At 70.7% G+C, this 16,466-nt stretch carries 22 protein-coding genes; 9 read left to right on the forward strand and 13 right to left on the reverse strand.

Features of this window, described 5'->3' with window-relative positions; all coding sequences use genetic code 11:
- The first annotated feature begins 182 nt into the window (after positions 1-182).
- Positions 183-1,652, forward strand: coding sequence for a flotillin family protein (locus tag P3T35_RS17835; protein ID WP_101380605.1), 1,470 nt, complete (start codon positions 183-185; stop codon positions 1,650-1,652).
- Between the two features lie 117 nt (positions 1,653-1,769).
- Here P3T35_RS17835 and P3T35_RS17840 read toward each other — a convergent pair whose 3' ends face one another.
- The 5 genes from P3T35_RS17840 to P3T35_RS17860 all read right to left on the reverse strand — a co-directional run bounded on the left by P3T35_RS17840 (position 1,770) and on the right by P3T35_RS17860 (position 5,128).
- A complete protein-coding gene (locus tag P3T35_RS17840) occupies positions 1,770-2,765 on the reverse strand; it encodes a hypothetical protein (RefSeq protein ID WP_280706673.1) in 996 nt (331 codons plus the stop codon).
- A gap of 5 nt (positions 2,766-2,770) precedes the next feature.
- The gene (locus P3T35_RS17845; protein WP_101380606.1) at positions 2,771-3,490 is read right to left on the reverse strand and encodes a VC0807 family protein; all 720 of its coding nucleotides are present in this window, start codon (positions 3,488-3,490) and stop codon (positions 2,771-2,773) included.
- Positions 3,491-3,695: 205 nt separating this feature from the next.
- A complete protein-coding gene (locus tag P3T35_RS17850) occupies positions 3,696-3,896 on the reverse strand; it encodes a DUF5326 family protein (RefSeq protein WP_101380607.1) in 201 nt (66 codons plus the stop codon).
- Between the two features lie 178 nt (positions 3,897-4,074).
- Positions 4,075-4,743, reverse strand: coding sequence for a thiaminase II (gene tenA, locus P3T35_RS17855; protein ID WP_101380608.1), 669 nt, complete (start codon positions 4,741-4,743; stop codon positions 4,075-4,077).
- Between the two features lie 67 nt (positions 4,744-4,810).
- On the reverse strand, positions 4,811-5,128 hold the full coding sequence (locus P3T35_RS17860) for a cupin domain-containing protein (RefSeq protein ID WP_101380609.1): 318 nt from the start codon (positions 5,126-5,128) through the stop codon (positions 4,811-4,813).
- A 59-nt stretch (positions 5,129-5,187) separates the two neighbouring features.
- Here P3T35_RS17860 and P3T35_RS17865 point away from each other — a divergent pair, with 59 nt between their 5' ends.
- Positions 5,188-5,568 (forward strand): phage holin family protein, encoded by a 381-nt coding sequence (locus P3T35_RS17865; RefSeq protein ID WP_101380610.1) that lies wholly within the window; start codon positions 5,188-5,190, stop codon positions 5,566-5,568.
- Positions 5,569-5,647: 79 nt separating this feature from the next.
- On the opposite strand, the gene P3T35_RS17870 is transcribed toward P3T35_RS17865, so the two are convergent.
- Positions 5,648-6,079, reverse strand: a complete 432-nt coding sequence (locus P3T35_RS17870; protein WP_101380611.1) for an SsgA family sporulation/cell division regulator — start codon at positions 6,077-6,079, stop codon at positions 5,648-5,650.
- 179 nt (positions 6,080-6,258) lie between these two features.
- Between P3T35_RS17870 and P3T35_RS17875 the strand changes: the two genes are divergently transcribed.
- Positions 6,259-6,822 (forward strand): NUDIX hydrolase, encoded by a 564-nt coding sequence (locus P3T35_RS17875; RefSeq protein ID WP_101385042.1) that lies wholly within the window; start codon positions 6,259-6,261, stop codon positions 6,820-6,822.
- Between the two features lie 18 nt (positions 6,823-6,840).
- Here the strand turns inward: P3T35_RS17875 and P3T35_RS17880 are convergent, their stop codons facing one another.
- The 3 genes from P3T35_RS17880 to P3T35_RS17890 all read right to left on the reverse strand — a co-directional run bounded on the left by P3T35_RS17880 (position 6,841) and on the right by P3T35_RS17890 (position 10,125).
- Complete coding sequence (locus P3T35_RS17880; protein WP_280706681.1) at positions 6,841-8,355, reverse strand: globin domain-containing protein; 1,515 nt, start codon at positions 8,353-8,355, stop codon at positions 6,841-6,843.
- Between the two features lie 227 nt (positions 8,356-8,582).
- The gene (locus P3T35_RS17885) at positions 8,583-9,614 is read right to left on the reverse strand and encodes an NAD(P)-dependent alcohol dehydrogenase (RefSeq protein WP_280706683.1); all 1,032 of its coding nucleotides are present in this window, start codon (positions 9,612-9,614) and stop codon (positions 8,583-8,585) included.
- 73 nt (positions 9,615-9,687) lie between these two features.
- Positions 9,688-10,125: a hypothetical protein gene (locus tag P3T35_RS17890; RefSeq protein ID WP_101380613.1), complete on the reverse strand. Its 438-nt coding sequence runs from the start codon at positions 10,123-10,125 to the stop codon at positions 9,688-9,690.
- 86 nt (positions 10,126-10,211) lie between these two features.
- Between P3T35_RS17890 and P3T35_RS17895 the strand changes: the two genes are divergently transcribed.
- Positions 10,212-11,015 carry a helix-turn-helix transcriptional regulator gene (locus P3T35_RS17895; protein WP_101380614.1) on the forward strand — a complete coding sequence of 268 codons (804 nt, stop codon included), beginning with the start codon at positions 10,212-10,214 and terminating at the stop codon, positions 11,013-11,015.
- A gap of 98 nt (positions 11,016-11,113) precedes the next feature.
- Here the strand turns inward: P3T35_RS17895 and P3T35_RS17900 are convergent, their stop codons facing one another.
- Together P3T35_RS17900 and P3T35_RS17905 are read right to left on the reverse strand one after the other, a co-directional pair.
- The gene (locus tag P3T35_RS17900; RefSeq protein WP_101380615.1) at positions 11,114-11,584 is read right to left on the reverse strand and encodes an NUDIX domain-containing protein; all 471 of its coding nucleotides are present in this window, start codon (positions 11,582-11,584) and stop codon (positions 11,114-11,116) included.
- 4 nt (positions 11,585-11,588) lie between these two features.
- Positions 11,589-12,332, reverse strand: coding sequence for a helix-turn-helix domain-containing protein (locus tag P3T35_RS17905; RefSeq protein WP_101380616.1), 744 nt, complete (start codon positions 12,330-12,332; stop codon positions 11,589-11,591).
- A 163-nt stretch (positions 12,333-12,495) separates the two neighbouring features.
- Between P3T35_RS17905 and P3T35_RS17910 the strand changes: the two genes are divergently transcribed.
- Together P3T35_RS17910 and P3T35_RS17915 are read left to right on the forward strand one after the other, a co-directional pair.
- On the forward strand, positions 12,496-12,618 hold the full coding sequence (locus P3T35_RS17910; RefSeq protein WP_280706688.1) for a hypothetical protein: 123 nt from the start codon (positions 12,496-12,498) through the stop codon (positions 12,616-12,618).
- Positions 12,619-12,651: 33 nt separating this feature from the next.
- Positions 12,652-13,764: a methyltransferase domain-containing protein gene (locus tag P3T35_RS17915; RefSeq protein ID WP_180356470.1), complete on the forward strand. Its 1,113-nt coding sequence runs from the start codon at positions 12,652-12,654 to the stop codon at positions 13,762-13,764.
- A 67-nt stretch (positions 13,765-13,831) separates the two neighbouring features.
- Here P3T35_RS17915 and P3T35_RS17920 read toward each other — a convergent pair whose 3' ends face one another.
- Both P3T35_RS17920 and P3T35_RS17925 read right to left on the reverse strand, forming a co-directional pair.
- A complete protein-coding gene (locus P3T35_RS17920) occupies positions 13,832-14,035 on the reverse strand; it encodes a DUF397 domain-containing protein (protein ID WP_101380618.1) in 204 nt (67 codons plus the stop codon).
- On the reverse strand, positions 14,028-14,891 hold the full coding sequence (locus P3T35_RS17925; protein WP_101380619.1) for a helix-turn-helix transcriptional regulator: 864 nt from the start codon (positions 14,889-14,891) through the stop codon (positions 14,028-14,030). The genes P3T35_RS17920 and P3T35_RS17925 overlap by 8 nt, the downstream gene beginning before the upstream one ends.
- 315 nt (positions 14,892-15,206) lie before the next feature.
- On the opposite strand from P3T35_RS17925, the gene P3T35_RS17930 reads away from it, so the two are divergent.
- From P3T35_RS17930 to P3T35_RS17940, 3 genes are read left to right on the forward strand one after another with little or no spacing between them, the layout of a single operon-like run.
- Positions 15,207-15,638 (forward strand): ATP-binding protein, encoded by a 432-nt coding sequence (locus P3T35_RS17930; RefSeq protein WP_180356472.1) that lies wholly within the window; start codon positions 15,207-15,209, stop codon positions 15,636-15,638.
- Complete coding sequence (locus tag P3T35_RS17935) at positions 15,635-15,889, forward strand: hypothetical protein (protein WP_101380621.1); 255 nt, start codon at positions 15,635-15,637, stop codon at positions 15,887-15,889. The genes P3T35_RS17930 and P3T35_RS17935 overlap by 4 nt, the downstream gene beginning before the upstream one ends.
- Entirely contained in the window at positions 15,880-16,119 is a 240-nt protein-coding gene (locus P3T35_RS17940) for a hypothetical protein (protein ID WP_143676821.1), read from the forward strand. Before P3T35_RS17935 ends, P3T35_RS17940 begins: the two co-directional genes overlap by 10 nt.
- Positions 16,120-16,466 lie beyond the last annotated feature (347 nt).

Consider the following 16,466-nt stretch of genomic DNA (forward strand, 5'->3'; position numbering starts at 1 on the left):
CGGTGCAGGGGCAGCGGGTCCGCACTTTGTCACCTCTGAGTGACAACATCGGCGACACGCCGCCCCGGTATTCCCAACCGAATGGATCAAGCGCAGAATCTCCACTCGCCACCGCGTTCCGCGCAATCCTGCACAACCGAGCGCAGCCACGGAGCGGTGTGCCCTGAAGGGGGAAGCAGCCGATGTTGATCGGCATCATCGCGGGGGCCGTCGTCGCCGCCGTCATTCTTCTGATCGTGCTCTTCAAGCTCTGCTGGCGAGTCGCCGAGCCGAACGAGGCACTGATCATCTCGGGCTCCAAGCACCGCACCGAGGGTGTGGGCGAGGGGCTCGGGTTCCGGATCGTCACGGGCCGCGGGACCCTGGTGACCCCGGGCATCCAGACCGTGCGCAAGCTGTCCCTGGACCTCAACGAGGCCGAGCTGGACGTCGAGTGCGTCACTTCGCAGGGCATCCCGGTACGGGTCAAGGGCGTGGTGATATTCAAGGTCGGCGACGACACGGTGTCGATCGCCAACGCCGCGCGGCGCTTCCTGGACCAGCAGAAGCAGATGGGCCAGCGGGTGCACAACGTGTTCGCCGGTCATCTGCGCTCCATCGTCGGCGGATTGACGGTCGAGCAGATGATCCGCGACCGCGAGCGGCTCACCGGTGAGACCCGGGCGGCCTCCGGCACCGAGATGGAGAAGCTCGGCCTGATCATCGACTCGCTGCAGATCCAGGAGATCCTGGACCCGACCGGCTACATCAAGAACCTGGCCGCGCCGCACGCCGCCGCCGTGCAGCGGGACGCCCGCATCGCGGCCGCCGAGGCCGACCGGCAGGCCACCGAGGCCGAGCAGGAGGCGTCCGCCCGCAAGGCCGAGGCCACCCGCAACTCCGGCATCCAGCAGGCCGGTTACCAGGCCGAGATGGACACCGCCGCGGCCCGCGCGCTGCAGGCCGGCCCGCTCGCCGAGGCCGCCTCCCGGCAGGAGGTCGTGGTCCAGGAGACCAAGGTCGCCGAGCTGGAGGGTCTGCGCAAGGAGCAGCAGCTGCAGGCCGAGGTCCGCAAGCCGGCCGACGCCCGCGCCTACGAGGTCCGGACCCACGCCGAGGCCGACCGCGACGCCCGGATCTCGTCCGCCCAGGCGCAGGCCAAGGAGACCGAGCTGAAGGCCGGCGCCGAGGCCAACCGGGTCAAGATCGCCGCGCAGGCCGAGGCCGAGGCGACCAAGGCCCGCGGTCTGGCCGCCGCCGAGGCCACCCGGGCGACCGGTCAGGCCGAGGCCGCCGCCTCCGAGGCCAAGGGTCTGGCCGCCGCCGAGGCGGCCCGCGCCCTCGGTCTGGCCGAGGCCGAGGCGATCAAGGCCCGGGCCGCCGCGCTGGCGGAGAACCAGGAGGCCGTGGTCGCCCAGCAACTCGCCGAGAACTGGCCGGAGATCGTCCGGGCCGGGGCCGACGCCTTCGGCAACGTGGAGCACATGGTGCTGCTCAACGGCGCCGAGGGCATGGGCGAGATGTTCGCCAAGGCGCTCACCATGGGCGGCACCGGTCTCGGGCTGGCCCGCCAGCTGCTCGGCACGATGAACCCGGGCACCGGCGAGGAGGCCAAGGAGGCCAAGCCGGCCAAGCCCGCGTCGCAGTCGATCCCGCTGCAGGACGCGCAGTGAGCTGAACGGCCGTCAGGCACACGGAGAACGCGGCCGCGACCGATCCCTCCCCCCGGAGGGACCGAGCGCGGCCGCGTTCGGCTTCTGACGGGCCGAAACCCGCCTGCGGCGGCTGAGTCAGCGCTGGTAGGCCTCAGCCAGTGCGGCGAAGACCGCCTTCGGCTGCCGGCCGCCCTCGGGCAGCATCGCCACCACCCCGTAACTGGCGAGGTCCAGGTCGTGGGCCGGGTCCTCGGGCCGGTGCGGGGCCTCGAAGTGCGCGAAGGTGAACCAGAACGCCGAGTCGACCCCCGCTTCCTCGAAGTCCGCGAGCAGCTCCCGCAGGTACCGCACCTGCTCCTGCTCGTCCCGGACCAGGGGCTCGGTGATGCGCGCCGGCTCGGTCTCGTGGTCCACGACCGCCCAGCCCATCCCGCCCCGGGCGCCCGCGCCCTGGTAGGCGCAGCACCCGAACTCGGTGACCGCCACCGGCTTGCCGTGCTCGAAGGCACCCGCCAGCAGCTGCCGGAAGTGGTCGGCGTTGCCCGCGTCCCGGTAGGCGTCCACCCCGACGAGGTCGAAGCCCGACCAGTCCGGCTTCTCCCAGACGCCCGAGGCGTAGCTGATCCGGCCGCCGAACTCGGCCCGCACCTTCGGCAGCAGTCCGGCGAAGAAGGCGTTCACCCGGTCCCCGGTGCCGACCAGCGGCGTCCGGTCGGGTGCGGCCAGCGCGGCCATCCGGCCGGCGAAGCTGTCGCCGGGGATGAACCCCTCGGCGAAGAGGCTGAGTTCGCAGCCCAGCACGAGCACCACCTCGGCGCCCGAGCGGCGGATCCGCTCGGCCCGCCGCGCGCAGTCCAGGAAGAACGGGACCAGCTGATCCAGCGTCATGTTGCAGGGGAAGGGCGCGAACCAGACCTCGAGGCCGTGTGCGGCGGCGGACTCGGCCGCGAGCTCGATCCGCTCCGGCAGGCCCCCGGAGATCCGCACCGCCGTGCAGTGCAGCTCCTCGGCGATCACCCGCAGCTCCTCGGCGACCTCGGCGGGGTCGAACCGGGGCCGGGAGAGGTCTCCCATCGGGGCGAACCCGGTGTCGTAGTTGATGCCACGCCCACGTATCGGCTTGCCGGTCATGATGCTCACTCCCCGTTCTTGATCTGCTGGTCCATCAGCTTCTTCATCCGCTCGGTGCACGGGCCGCTGACCATGCTCGCCACCCCGATCGCGCCGATCAGCAGCACGGTCGGCAGCCAGGCCATGGTGGCCAGCGGCAGGGTGTAGGCACCGACCACCCGGGCCGCGCACTCCAGCACCAGGGCCACGCCCCAGACCACCGAGTGGGCCAGCTCACTGCGGCGGAACGCGGCCGAGCCGGCGGTCGCGACCTGCCCGGAACCGGTCCGCAGGGCCTCCCAGGCGGCTTCCCGCGCGGCGTCGCCCTTGGTCAGGAAGGGCCGCAGACCCGCGCTCATCACCGGCCGGCCGCGCACCACCGAGACCAGGATGCCGATCCCGATCGCGCTGCTGACCAGCCCGTCCTTGGCGATCATCAGCCGGGGGTCGCCGGTGATGAAGGTGGTCACCAGGCCCACCACGTTCACCACCAGGATCAGCGGCGCCAGGCCGGCACCGGACCTGCTCCCGGCTCCGGCCCGGCGCGATCGCACCAGCCCGTAGACGGTGCGCACGGCCGGGACCACGCTGGAGATGATCAGGGCCGGGACAATCCCGACCCCGAACGCCCGCGCCGCGTAGTAGGTGCCCAGCGGCACCACGACGTCCACGGCCAGCGGCAGCAGCGCGTCGAGCAGCGGATTGCGGGTCTTGGTGGAGCCGGCCGGCAGTTCTGCGGTGCTCATCTCGGTGGTTCCTTCCCCCGTGCGTCCCTTGACGTGATCAAGAATCGCAGCTGGAACTGACCGGACGTCAGTGCAATCTGTGCGGAGCTCCTCATGACAGCTGTCACACCCCCGGGCAGCGGCTCGTCACAGCCACGGCTCACCACAAACGCCGAGCGCCCGCCCCAACTGGGGGCGGGCGCCTAAGCGGAGGGTGCGGGGAGGGTCAGCCTCGGGCGGCCTTCTTCACCAGGATCACCACCGCCGCCGCGATGCCGACCACCACCAAGGCCTTGATCGCGAATCCCACCAGCGCACCGATCAGGCCGAACACCGCACCGATGATGTTGAAGGCGATCACCAGAACGATGATCGGCACCACGATGTTGCGCACAAAGCCCGGCAGCGACTTCCAGATCCCAGCCATGTCCGTTACCTCTGTCTCCCGTTCGGGTCGGCTCTGCGGTGCCGCACCCTGTCCGCTTTCGATACTTCGATCGTAGGAGTGCCGAGCAGCGGTGACGAGCGATTCCGCCCCCGAGAGAACCCGGATAAAGCCCTGAGGGACACCCCTCGGGTCGGCCCCTACCTGAGGGCCGGTTCGGTCACACCGGCCACTGCTCGCCCCGCCAGGCCGCGTCCCAGAACATCCACTCGTAGCGGGTGGTGGTGGTGAAGTGCTCGAACACCCGCCCCCGTTCCGCTTCCGAGAGCTGCTCGCCGAGCCGGTCGGTGAGCGCCAGCACCCGGCGCACCACGGACTGGAACGCCTCGTCACCGTAGACGGCGATCCAGCGGGCGTAGAGCGGGTCGGGGGAGGAACGGGCCAGCAGTTGCTCGCCGACCCGGGCGTAGACCCAGTAGCAGGGCAGCACCGCGGCCACCGCCTCGGCGAACGAGCCGCCGTAGACGGTGGCCAGCAGGTAGCTGGTGTAGGCGCGGGTGGTGGGCAGCACCGGCTCGGCGGCGGCCTGCTCGGCGGTCTCGCCGAAGGCGGTGAGGAACTCGGCGTGCATGCCCTGCTCGGCGGCGAGCGCGCCGATCGCGTCGTCCGCGAAGGCCCGCACCTCGGCCTCGCCCGGCGCCTTGGCCGCGCAGACCGCCAGCGCCCTGGCGTAGTCCCGCAGGTAGTGGGAGTCCTGCACCACGAAGTGCCGGAAGGCCGGGCGGGGCAGCGTGCCGTCGGTCAGGCCGGCCAGGAACGGGTGGTCGAGGATCTTGGCGTAGACCGGCTCGACGGCGGCCCACAGCTGCTCGGTCAGGGTCTGGGTCATGCCCCGAGCCTAGGGCCGGCTCTGATGGATCACGCCGGGCGGGCAGAGCGGCCCCGAGTGAGCGGCCTCACGGCTCCGGCGGCGAGAAGACCACCAGCACCCGCAGCTCCTCGGTGACGTGGTGGAACCGGTGCGGCACCCCGGCCGGGACGAAGACCACGCTGCCCCGACCGACCGTCTCCGTCTCGTCGCCCACGGTGAGGTACGCCCGCCCGCTGACCACCTGGTAGAGCTCGTCCTGCTGGTGGGCGCTCTGCGTGTCGGCCTCGCCCGGCGCCAGCGCGTACAGGCCCACCGACATCGTGCGCTCCTTGAGGAACCGCAGGTAGGCGCCCTGTTCGGCGGCCCGCTCCGCGTCCAGCTGATCCAGTCGGAAAACCTTCATCGCCCTGCTTCCTGCCAGATGCTTCCGTCGACCGCCCGAGCCTGCCACCATGCGGGAGCATGAAGCACTTCGTTCTGAAGACACTGGTCAACGCCGTCGCCATCTGGGTGGCCGCCTGGTTGGTCAAGGGGATAGCCCTGTCCGGCGGCTCCTGGGGCAAGCAGGCGCTGACCGTGATCGCCGTGGCGCTGATCTTCGGGGTGGTGAACTGGTTGATCAAGCCGCTGGTGAAGTTCTTCTCGTTCCCGCTGTTCATCCTCACGCTCGGCCTGATCACCTTCGTGATCAACGCGCTGATGCTCTGGCTGACCTCGTTCGCCTCCGACCGGCTGAAGCTGGACTTCCATGTGAACGGCTTCCTGCCGGCGCTGTTCGGCTCGCTGATCATCAGCCTGGTCGCCTGGGGCCTGCACCTGGCGCTGGGCGACGAACGGGACTGAGCGCCCGCGCGCCGGTGCGGCCCGCCTCCCTGCCCGAAGCGCGGGGAGGCGGGCCGCCGTGCGTGCGGGATCCTCACTGTCAGCCCTGGTTCTCGAAGCCCCGGCTGAGGATCGCGGCCAGCGCGGCGTCCAGCGAGGCCGCGGTCGGCTCCTCGCCGACCGGCACCAGGCGGCCGGCCCGGTCCAGGAAGGCGACCAGCGGCGGCCCCGCGCAGCGCAGCAGCGCGTCGCCCCCCGGTGCCCGCAGCAGGATGGCGATCTCCGGCACCCCGCCCGGGCCCTCCAGCGGCCGCACCCGCACATCCCCCTCACCGCTGGGCCCGCTGAGCCCGTCGACCAGCAGCTCCCTGCCGAACACCCAGCTCACCGGGGCGTCCCCGGGCAGGTGGAAGGTGAGCCGGACCGCGTACGGGTCGGCCGCGGCATACTCCAGGTCGGCCACCAGGCGGAAGGACAGCTCGTTGGAGACCACCAGGCTCATCACGACCTGTCCCTGGACTGTGCTCTGCATGCGCCAGTACCCCTCTCGCTCCAAAGTGCCCGTATCGGTACAGACGTTCCGATTCACCCGGCCTGGGACCGCGCCGGAAGCCACCACTCCATTTCGTCCATGTGTGCGAGTTTCGACCGTGCTGAGCTGCGGGATGCTCCCGCACAACGCTCGCGGAGGTGAGGTCGGTGGCTCCAGGGATCACGCCGGGAACACCAGGGACTGCGACGCCCACCGGGCCGACGCCGCAGCCGCGGCCGGTGGTCAAGCGCACCGCCCGCGCGATCCTGCTGGACCTTCCCGGCGACGACCCGCGGCACGGCGCCGCCGCGCTGATCGTGATCAAGCGGACCAGGCCCGGCTGCGATCCGTACTGGATCACCCCCGGCGGCGGCGTGGAGCCCGAGGACCGCACCGTCACCGAGGCGCTGCACCGCGAGGTGGACGAGGAACTCGGCGGCAAGGTGGCCGACGCGGTACCGGCCTTCGTCGACACCGTCGCGCACTCCCACCACGAGGACGGCACCCTGGCACACCCGCACGGGGTCAAGGTGCAGCACTTCTTCGTCTGCCGGCTGGTGAGCCTGGACCCGGCCCGGCGGCACGGACCGGAGGTCGACGAGCCGCGCGGCGAGTACGAGATCGTCCGGCTGCCGTTCACCCGGGAGGGCGTCACCGCGGTCAACCTGGTCCCGCCCTCGTTGCGGGCCTATCTCGCCGCCAACATCGAGGGCGTCCGGGCCCTGCTGGCACCCGACTTGTGAGCCGCCGCACGGCCGCCCCTACTCCTCGGGCAGGTCGTGCCGGATCAGCTCCGGGTGGACCCCCGAGCGGGCCAGCGCCGCCACCGCCCGGCGCACCATCGCCGCCGGGCCGGCCAGGAAGGCGCGGTGGCCGTCCCAAGGACCGAGCTGCGCAGCCACATCGCTGAGCAGCCCGCCCGGCTCCCCCGCCGTGCCGCCCGGCTCGGAGAGCACCGGGCGGACCGCCAACCACGGGTGCCGGCGCTCCAGTTGGCGCATGGCTTCGAGCTGGTAGAGGTCATCGGCGCGGCGGGCGCCGTAGAGCACCTGGACGGTGCGGCCGGCCGAACCGTGCTCGGCGACGTCCTCGACCAGCGCGGAGATCGGCGCGATCCCGGTGCCGCCGCCCACGCACAGCAGCGGAGTCGGATCCGCGTGGTCCAGCACCATCCGGCCCGCGGGCGGGCCGAGCCGCAGCACATCGCCGGGGCGCGCCCGGCGCAGCAGGGCGTTGCTCACCCAGCCGGCCTGCACCGCCCGCACGTGGAAGGTCAGCAGGCCGTCGGGGCGCGGCGCGGTGGCGAACGAGTAGTTCCGCCAGACCCGGGGCCACCACGGGGTCTCCAGAGTGGCGTACTGGCCGGCCCGGTACGGGTACGGCTGGTCGGGGCGGACGGTGAGGACCGCGACGTCCCGGCCGCGCACCTGGTGCGAGACCACCTCGCCCTGCCACCAGGGCGGTGCGGTGCGGGCCGCCTGCTCGGCGGCGTCGATCATGATCTGGGAGACCATCCGGTAGGCCCGGCGCCAGGCGAGCTCGGCCTCGGCGTCCCAGCGGCCGCCCGCGTACCTGGCCAGCGCCGCCAGTAGGCACTCGCCGACCGGGCCGTAGTGGGCGGCCAGGGTGCCGTACTTGCGGTGGCCGCGGCCCAGGGCGCCCAGCTGGGCGGTCAGCGCGACCGGGTCGCCGACACCGCGGGCCGCCAGGAGCAGGGCGCGGAACAGCCGGTCGCGCTGCACGTCCATAGCGGCCGGGAAGAGCGAGCGCAGCTGCGGATAGTGCAGGAAGAGCAGCGCGTAGAAGTGCGCGGTCGCGCGGTCGGCGACCGGTTCGACCGCGGCCAGGGTGGCGGCGATCAGCTCCAGGTCGCGCGGGGTGGGCGGGAGGTCGGCGGCGCTGCCCGGGATCGGCGCGGTCAGCGGGGCCGGGTCGGGGACGGGGTGCTGCTCGGCGTCCCAGGCCTGGGCCCAATGGTCGCCGGGCCCCGCCCAGTTGAGGCCGGGCGCCCAGGCGAACAGCGGCTCGATGGCGGGGCGCTCGGGCTCGGGGGTTGCGGGGGCCGGCTCGGGCCGAATCGTTTCCGCCGGTGGCGGCGGCACCCGTGGCGGCTCAACGGGCTTGGGCGGCACCACCAGCCTCGGCACCCCCGGGGCACCCTGCACCCCGCCGTCCGCCCCGGCCAGCCCCGGCACCGCCGTGGCCGCCGCCGAGCCCCGGGCGGACCGGACCAGCAGCGCGGCGAGCGACTTCCCTGCTACCTGACGCGTACTCAAGAGAATCGTTTCGCCTCCGGTCGTCCCAGCAACGCCGTGGGTAGCGTGGCACCGGCCGGAAAGCTGATCCGACAAATCGCTCAAACCCCGGACGAACGCCCGTCCCGCGCGCTAAGGTCGCCCCTTTCGCGCGGGCGGGTGGGCGCTGGTCATCCGATCGAGCGGCTGACAACGACGGTTGACCCGATGACGAACCGCTGCCGTGGCGGGCACGGCCCCGCGCGCGGTCAGCGCTGGATGACCACCTTGCCGAAGGGCCTGCCGTCCCGGAAGTACCGGTAGGCGTCGGCGGCTTCGTCGAACCCGAAGACCCGGTCGATCACCGGGCGGGTGCCGTGTGCGGCGATCGCCCGGTTCATCGCCTCGAACTCGGTGCGGCTGCCGACCGCGATCCGGCGGATCGACAGGTACTGGCCGGCGAACGGATTGGTGACCGGCTCCCCACCGGGGAAGGCGCCGATCAGGGTGACCTGGGCGTTGTAGGCGCCGGCGGCGACCGACTTCGGCAGGGTGTTCAGGCCGACCGCGTCGACGATGTGCTCGGCGCCCTCGCCGTCGGTGAGGTCCAGCACCGCCCGCTCCCAGTCGGGCGTCCCGGTCCGGTCGATAGTCTCGTCGGCACCCAACTCCCGCAGCCGTTTCGCCTTCTCCGGACTGGACGTCACCGAGATGACCCGGGCCCCGTGGATGCGGGCGAACTGCACTGCGGACAGCGCGACGGTACCGGTGCCGACGGTCACCACGGTGGCGCCCGATTCGACCGGCAGCGGCCTGGTCAGCGCCGCCCACGCGGCGAGGCCGGCGCAGGTCAGGCTCGCCGCTTCGGGATCGGTGAGGTGCTCGGGCACCCGGACCGCCGAGTCCTGGTGCATCACCAGGTGCTCGGCCAGCCAGCCGTCGTGGTTGGCCCCGAACTGCTCCTGCACCAGGGACAGCCGCTGCGGCCCGTCGATCCAGTGCAGGAAGTAAGTCGAGGTGACCCGGTCGCCGACCGCGACCCGGGTCACGTTCGCACCCACCCCGATCACCTCGCCGACGCCGTCGGAGAGTGGGACGACCCCGGGTTCGGTGGGGACCGGGTAGGTCCCGTCCATCAGCATCAGGTCCCGGCGGTTCAGCGAGGCCGCCCGCACCCGGACCAGGACCTGGTCCGGGCCGGGTTCCGGGACCAGCCGCGGCCGTGCTGCCAGGCCGAAGAGCTGCGACGGCAGCGGGTCCAGGTGGTAGGCGACGGAGTTCATCGACCCGCCCGCGCTCATGCGCCCACCTCGCTAGCGCTCGGCGAGCGCTTCGCGCACGCGCACTTCTTGATGATGAGCTCGCTTCGCTCGCTCACGCGACGTACTCGTGGTCGGAACGGACCCGCCCGTCGGCGGCGAAGGTCAGCACTTCGAGGCCGGAGCCGGCCACGCTCCCGTCCCGCCGCGAGCGCATCACCCAGGTCAGCGCCACCGCCGCGCCCGCGTGCCGGACCACCTCCCCCGCCTGCTCGAACACGTACTCACCGGGGGCGATGAACATCTCGTAGGCGCGGGTGACCCGCTGGTACATGGCGTCGTAGCCGCGGACCTCGACGGCCGGGAACGGGAGGCCGTACGCCGCAGCGGTGTCGCGGATGCCCTCGGGCGGGTTGACCAGCACCTGGTGGCCGCCCTCGGCCCAGACCTCGCGGATCAGGCACCGGCGCTGGTCCGCGTCGGGCTCGTTCCACTGGGCGATCCAGCGGTCGATCAGCTGCTTCAGTTCGGTGTCGTGGAGTTCGTGGCTCATGCCGAGGAGTCTGCGGCGCGGCCGGCGGCCACGCGATTCCCTGCGGGGAATGGCGAACTGCCCGGGCGACGTTGATCATTGACACAATGACGACTGTGACGGAACCAGGGCTGTTCGCCCGGGAACTGCGCCGCTGGCGGGGCACCCGCCGGCTCAGCCAGCTGGATCTGGCGATCCGTGCGGACACCACGCAGCGCTATGTGAGCTACCTCGAACAGGGCCGGTCCCGGCCCGGGCGCACCGTGGTCCTGCGGCTGGCCGAGTCGCTGGGGCTGTCGCTGCGGGAGCGCAACGCGCTGCTGCTGGCTGCGGGTTACGCCCCCGTGTACGCGGAGTCCGACTGGGACGCACCGCACCTGGCGCCGACGCGGTCAGCGCTGCGCAGCGTACTCGACGGCCACCTGCCGTATCCGGCGCTGATCGTGGACGCGCTCGGCCGGGTGATCGAGACGAACGCCGCCTTCGCCCTGTTCCTCGAAGGCGTCCCACCGGAACTGCTGCGCGAGCCGGTGAACGTGCGCCGCCTGGCCCTGCATCCGGACGGGATGGCCCGCCGAGTGGTCAACCTCCCTGACTGGGGCCGCCACATCACCGAGGCACTGCGGGTCCGTGCCCAGCTCAGTCCCGACCCCGACCTCGACGACCTGATCGCCGAGTTGGAGGGCTACCTACCGACGACCGCGCCGGGCCCCGACTACGTCGGGTTCGCTGTCCCGCTGCGCCTGCGCACCGGGGACGGCGAGCTGCGCCTGATCACCACGCTGACGTCAATCGCCACCGCCGTCGACGTCTCGCTGGCCGAACTCCACCTGGAGGCCTTCCTGCCCGCCGACGCCGCCACCGCCGAAATCCTGCGCGCCCGCGCCGAGCGCACCGCTGCCGCTGTGTGACGAACGGCCAAGCCGCGCGAGGACTGCAAGTTGGCCTGACGGTGAGGAGATGGTGGGGCGCTCGGGTTCCGGCTGCGGGGTCGTGGGGACCGAGCCGTCTATCCCAGGTACGGAGTTGCCCGGTGCTCCAGGAAATGCCGGAGCCGGAGCTGCTGGGTGTGGTGCACCGGCAGGTCTCCGATGTCGCCGGGGGCTACGAACTTGAGATCGGTGGACTCGTTGGAGATCCGGAGTTCCCCACCAATGACGCGCGCGGTGAAGCAGACGTTGAACTGCTGCCGAACCTCGCCGTCCGAGTAGGCGATGACGTGTCGGGGGTCGGTGTACGTGCCGACCAATCCGGTGATCTCGACCTCAAGGCCGGTTTCCTCGCGGACCTCCCGAACAGCCGTACCCGGAAGGGACTCGCCGAGGTCCATCGTCCCGCCGGGCAGTGCGTACAGGCCGTTGTCGGTACGCCGCTGGAGCAGGATGCGCCCTTCGTCATCCGTCACCACGGCGGATGCCGCCACCACCAGCCGGTTCGGCCTGGGTGCGTCGGGATCGTCGTAGTACTCGGTCCGTGGCACGTGGTCAGTTCTCCTCAACAGGTCGGGCGGTACTCCACACCGCGTCGAAGCTCGCGGCATAGGTGTCGAACAGTGTCCCCGCCCCGGTCCGCTGAAGGTGCCAAACCGGGGCGCCGTAGGCGTTGAGCCCCCAGACATGCGCGTTCACCAGCACCTGGTCGTCTGCCCGGTAGGGGCTGTTGTAGAGCGTGGATCCATGGGTCCGGAGCTCGACGCCCGGCGTGCCCAGCAGCGGGCGGTAGTGCATGAGGGCGAGCCTGCACCGGGACTCGATGCCGTGGCCGAACTTCTCCTCCTGCCCGCGCTGCCTGACATTCTCGCTGTCGGGATCGCCAAGTGCGATCCGGACGGCACAACCGCCCGCAGCACGCTCCCGAAGCAGGTCGTTGAGTCGGGGATACGCCTCGTGCAGGAAGACCGCCGCATAGACCAGGACGTCGATGCGCTCAACAGCCTTGCCGAGCAAGTCCACGAAGGCGGACACCGGCACGTCGGCCCGCCGCTCGTACTGCGCCACCATTTCGGGGCTCATCACTCGTGCGGCGCTGGGCCGTCGCAGGCTCGGCCACAGTGCGAACATGTCTTCTCCCAGCGCTTCGGCAGCCAGCCGGGCTGCCGCCAACCGGGGTGTCCTGTTCTGGTTGGCCCATCGTTCAACCGACTTGGTGTCCACGCCGGCCTTCTCTGCCAGGGCGGTGTACGTCCAACCACCCGACACCATAATGCTTTTCAGTCTCTCGTTCGGCATCGCGACTGTCTCCCCATCGACACCGGCACTCTGCCAGGGACGTTCTACCGCACGAGGGACGTCCCGAAGGGTCCTTTGCACGAGGTTCCATCGTCCCGGGCGACTGTCGGACCTTGGTATCCACCAAGCAGGTGACCAGCACCGTCTTACGAAGGAGTTCGCAGTGGGCAAGCACGGCGATGGCCAGGGCGGAGAGCAGGGCGACCAGAACCCGTCCCCGCAGGAGCAGGACGGTCAGTGGACCCGGCCCGTCCCCGGGCCCGAGACCGACCCGAACAAGAAGTGAGTGGGTAGGCAACTGATGGGTAGGTACGCGCAGTTGCTCGACGAGCTGAGCAAGTCGGGTCACCTGGGCGAGGAGTGGCGGGGTGCGTTCGAGCGCGCCCCGCGCTCTGCGTTCATCCCCGACAGGGTGTGGGTCCGGGCAACGGGCAGTCCCAACGGTCACCTCCGCCTTGACCGGGCGGCCGACCCGGAGCGCTGGGAGGGCATGGCCAACACCAACTCAGTTGTCGTCACACAGTTGGACGACGGGATCGAAGACGGACCCGGGGTGGCAACGTCTTCGGCATCCCTGCCGTCCCTGGTGGCCACGATGCTCCGTCAGCTCGACATCTCCCCGGGTGACAAGGTGTTGGACATCGGCACCGGTACCGGCTGGACGGCGGGGCTTCTCGCCGCACGCCTCGGCGGAGACAGCGTGACCACAGTCGAGGTGGACCGGGCGATAGCCGCACAGGCCCAGTTCGCGCTGAATGCGCAGGCACTCTTCCCCACGGCCGTAGTGGCTGACGGCCTGGCCGGCTGGGACAAGTCGGCACCGTACGACGCGATTCACTCCACTGCCGCTGTGCATCAGGTCCCGCCCGCGTGGGTGGCTCAGACCCGGCCCGGCGGAACCATTGTCACCCCGTGGGGCACCATGTACGCCAACGCCGGTTTGCTGCGCCTGGAGGTTGGCGAGCCCGGCGAGCCGTCACACGGGCGGTTCGTTGAGAACGTGAACTTCATGTGGATGCGGGCTCAGCGCCCACATCGGGTCACCCGTCCGGAGGGCGCACCAGAGTATCGAGGCCCGTCGGAGATGGATCCCGATCTCGCCATCGAGAACGTGCACGCGGCGTTCGGCATCGGTCTGCGGCTACCGGGAGTGCGGTACGCACACACCTGGGACGAAGAAGACCCGGCGGGGACGGCCCGAATGCAGCTCTCCGATGGTGCCGGCTCTTGGGCCTCCATCAGGTACGCCCGGTGGGAAGAGCCGGACACGGTCTACCAGATCGGCCCCCGAAGGCTGTGGGACGAAGTGGAGTCGGCCCGGCTGTGGTGGACAGAGCGGGGCATGCCCGAACTGACCCGCTTCGGCGTGACGGTGCGCGCCGACGGGCAACAGTGCGTCTGGCTGGATGACCCTGGCAACGTCATCGGCTGACCCCCACACTGGCCCGGTTCGCCCGGCACGCTGGGTCTCCTGCGCGTGCCGGGCGGCCATCGGTGTGTCAGCTGGCGGGGTCGGCGAAGTGGTCGAACTCGCCGGCCTTGACGCCCTGGAGGAACTTGGCGAACTTGACCGGGGTGGTGCGGACGATGATGTCGCCCTCGTCGGACTCGCGGAGTTCGACCAGGCCGTCAGCGGTGCGGACTTCGACACAGTTGTCGTTCGCGGCGGAGTAGCTGGACTTCTGCCATCCCGAGCTAGCCATTCTTGTGCTCCATCTGTTCTTTCACGGACCGGATCAACTCCCGTGCGTCATCCTCCGAGAGAGCCGTACCATTCATCTGTGAGACGAGGGCACGGAACCTCGCAAGGTGGGCTGGGGCATCGAAGTATTGGTTCCCGTGGCCAGTGTCCATCTGCGCGGTGTCCAGCTCCGGGATCGGCCCTGCCGCCAAGGTGAAGTTCTCGCTTGGGCTCGGGACCACACCGGCGCTGAACGGCACCACTCGAAGAGAGACGTTCGGAAGCTCGGAGTCTATGACGAGCGCCGCGAGCTGTTCTGTCAGGACCTTCGGCCCGCCGAACTGCATGTGCAGGGCCGCTTCATGGACGAATACCGTATAGGGCTTCGCCCCGGATCGCACCACGCGCTGACGTTGCATGCGAAAGGCCGTCCTGAGGTCGATCTCATGGTGCGGCAGTGGCGGGTAGGTCTGGGCGAACAGCGCGGAGGAGTAGGAACCGGTCTGGAGCAGGCCGGGGATGAAGGACGTGGTGTAGCCGGTCAACGTCCGCGCGCTGCCCTCGAGCTCCGCCACCTCAAGGAAGTCCGTCGCGAGGACATCGCGGTACTCCTCCCACCAACCGCTCTTGCCTCGCTCGGTGATGATCTCGGCGAGTGCGTCGATGAGGGGCTCGTTGACGCACATGCAGGTCGCGGCGATCGTCCGGAGCCGCTCCACGCTGATGCCGATCTTCCCCGACTCCATCTGCGTCACCTGAGCAGGATTCATCCCGACCGCGCGGCCAAGCTCGCTGCCGCCGAAGCCGGCTTGCTCACGCATCCTTCGCAGCTCCGCACCCAGGCGACGCTGACGCAGTGTTGGGTTTGTGCGAGCCATGGGTTCCTTTCACGTCAGGGTGATCCCAGTCTGCCGCGTCGGCTGCGTACCGGTCCACGTCGGGCATGAGCGCTGACACGTGAGGGTGAACATCTCGCATCCATGGAAAATTTTCCATGGATGCGCGCTATCGTCGTTGCCATACCGATCCGACGGATCGTCAGTAACGCCTGTCACCTGGGCAGTAGGCGCCTGCTGCCCCCGCACCGCAGAGCAGCCACACGCGACCTCAACCAGTCCCGCCCTGGCCTGGCTCACGGCGACGCATTCCGCCGATCACCGCACCATCACCACCACAGCCTCACGGAGATTCCCATGAACTCCTGCCCCGGCATGCCCGAATCCGCCGGATCCGCCGGATCCGCCAAGTCCCCCGAACCGCCCGACTGGTCCGCCGCCCGCCAGGAGCTGCGCGACCTGCTCGCCACTGCCGACTGGTCCGACGACCTCATCCACGACGCCGAACTCGCCCTGCACGAGCTCTTCGTCAACGCCTGGAAGCACGGCGGCAGCCCCGCGCCCGTCGTGGTCGTCATGCTCCTCGCCGACCAGGCCCTCCGCACGCTCCGGGTCTCCGTCGCCGATGACAGCCCCACTCTCCCCGACCAGCGCACCCGCAACGCCGACCCCTACGAGCTGTCCGGCCGGGGCCTCCACCTGGTCCGCTCGCTCACCCACCGGTTCGGTGTCGCCCCGCACAAGCGCGGGGGCAAGCGCATCTGGTTCGAGCTGGACTCGGCCGCGTGATCGCCCGCCGAGGGCCGATCGCGCCCTCCGACCCCGCCACGCACGAGTACACCGAGGCCCAGATCACCGAGCTGATCCGCCAACTCCAGGAGCGCGGCAACAGGTTGGGCTTGCTCTGGGGATCCGCCCGGACCAATGGCACGGTCAACGGCCACGTGCTGGTCAACTTCGGCAACGCCCCGGTCAGCACCCTGCTCAACCTCCTCGCGCTCATCACCAACGCGGAAGCGAAGGGCAGCCCGTGGGAGTAGTGATCCTGCTCGGCACCGGCCCGACCCACGTCGAGCGGACCACCGTCGCCCACCTCGACGTCGAGTCCGCGCCCGACACCGCCATCCAACTGCGCGCCGCCGTCGACCTCGACATCCACGTCGGCCCCGGCGAACACCTCGCCCTCGCCCTCACCCGCCAACAGGCCGACCACCTGCTCCAGGACCTGGCCGCACGGCTCGGCCAGCGCCTCACGAGCATCCGCCGGTGAGCCCGGCACCAGGGACGCCCCCGCCGACACCATGGCGATGGCGGACGGAATCCTGTCGGATCCGGGCGTGAACGGCACCCGTTCCCTCCCTCACCTGAGAACTTGCCGGTCCCGGTGCCGGGCTCCGCGCCCGGTCCTGTGCCTCCGGAACCATCAACGCCGCCGATCCAACTCGCCGCTGATGATGGTGCGTTGACCTTCCCGGTGCGAGTTTTCGCTGCCGCGGATCCCGACGAACCGCTTGCGCTGCCCCGGGAAGGCACTCCCGGCTCGCCCCGCGGAGTGCAACGCGAGGCGCCGTTCGCGACGTCCTAGGGAAGTGAGGCGATCCGCCGTGGACGCTTTGA

Source organism: Kitasatospora sp. GP30, assembly GCF_029892145.1.
Taxonomy (GTDB): Bacteria; Actinomycetota; Actinomycetes; order Streptomycetales; family Streptomycetaceae; genus Kitasatospora; species Kitasatospora acidiphila.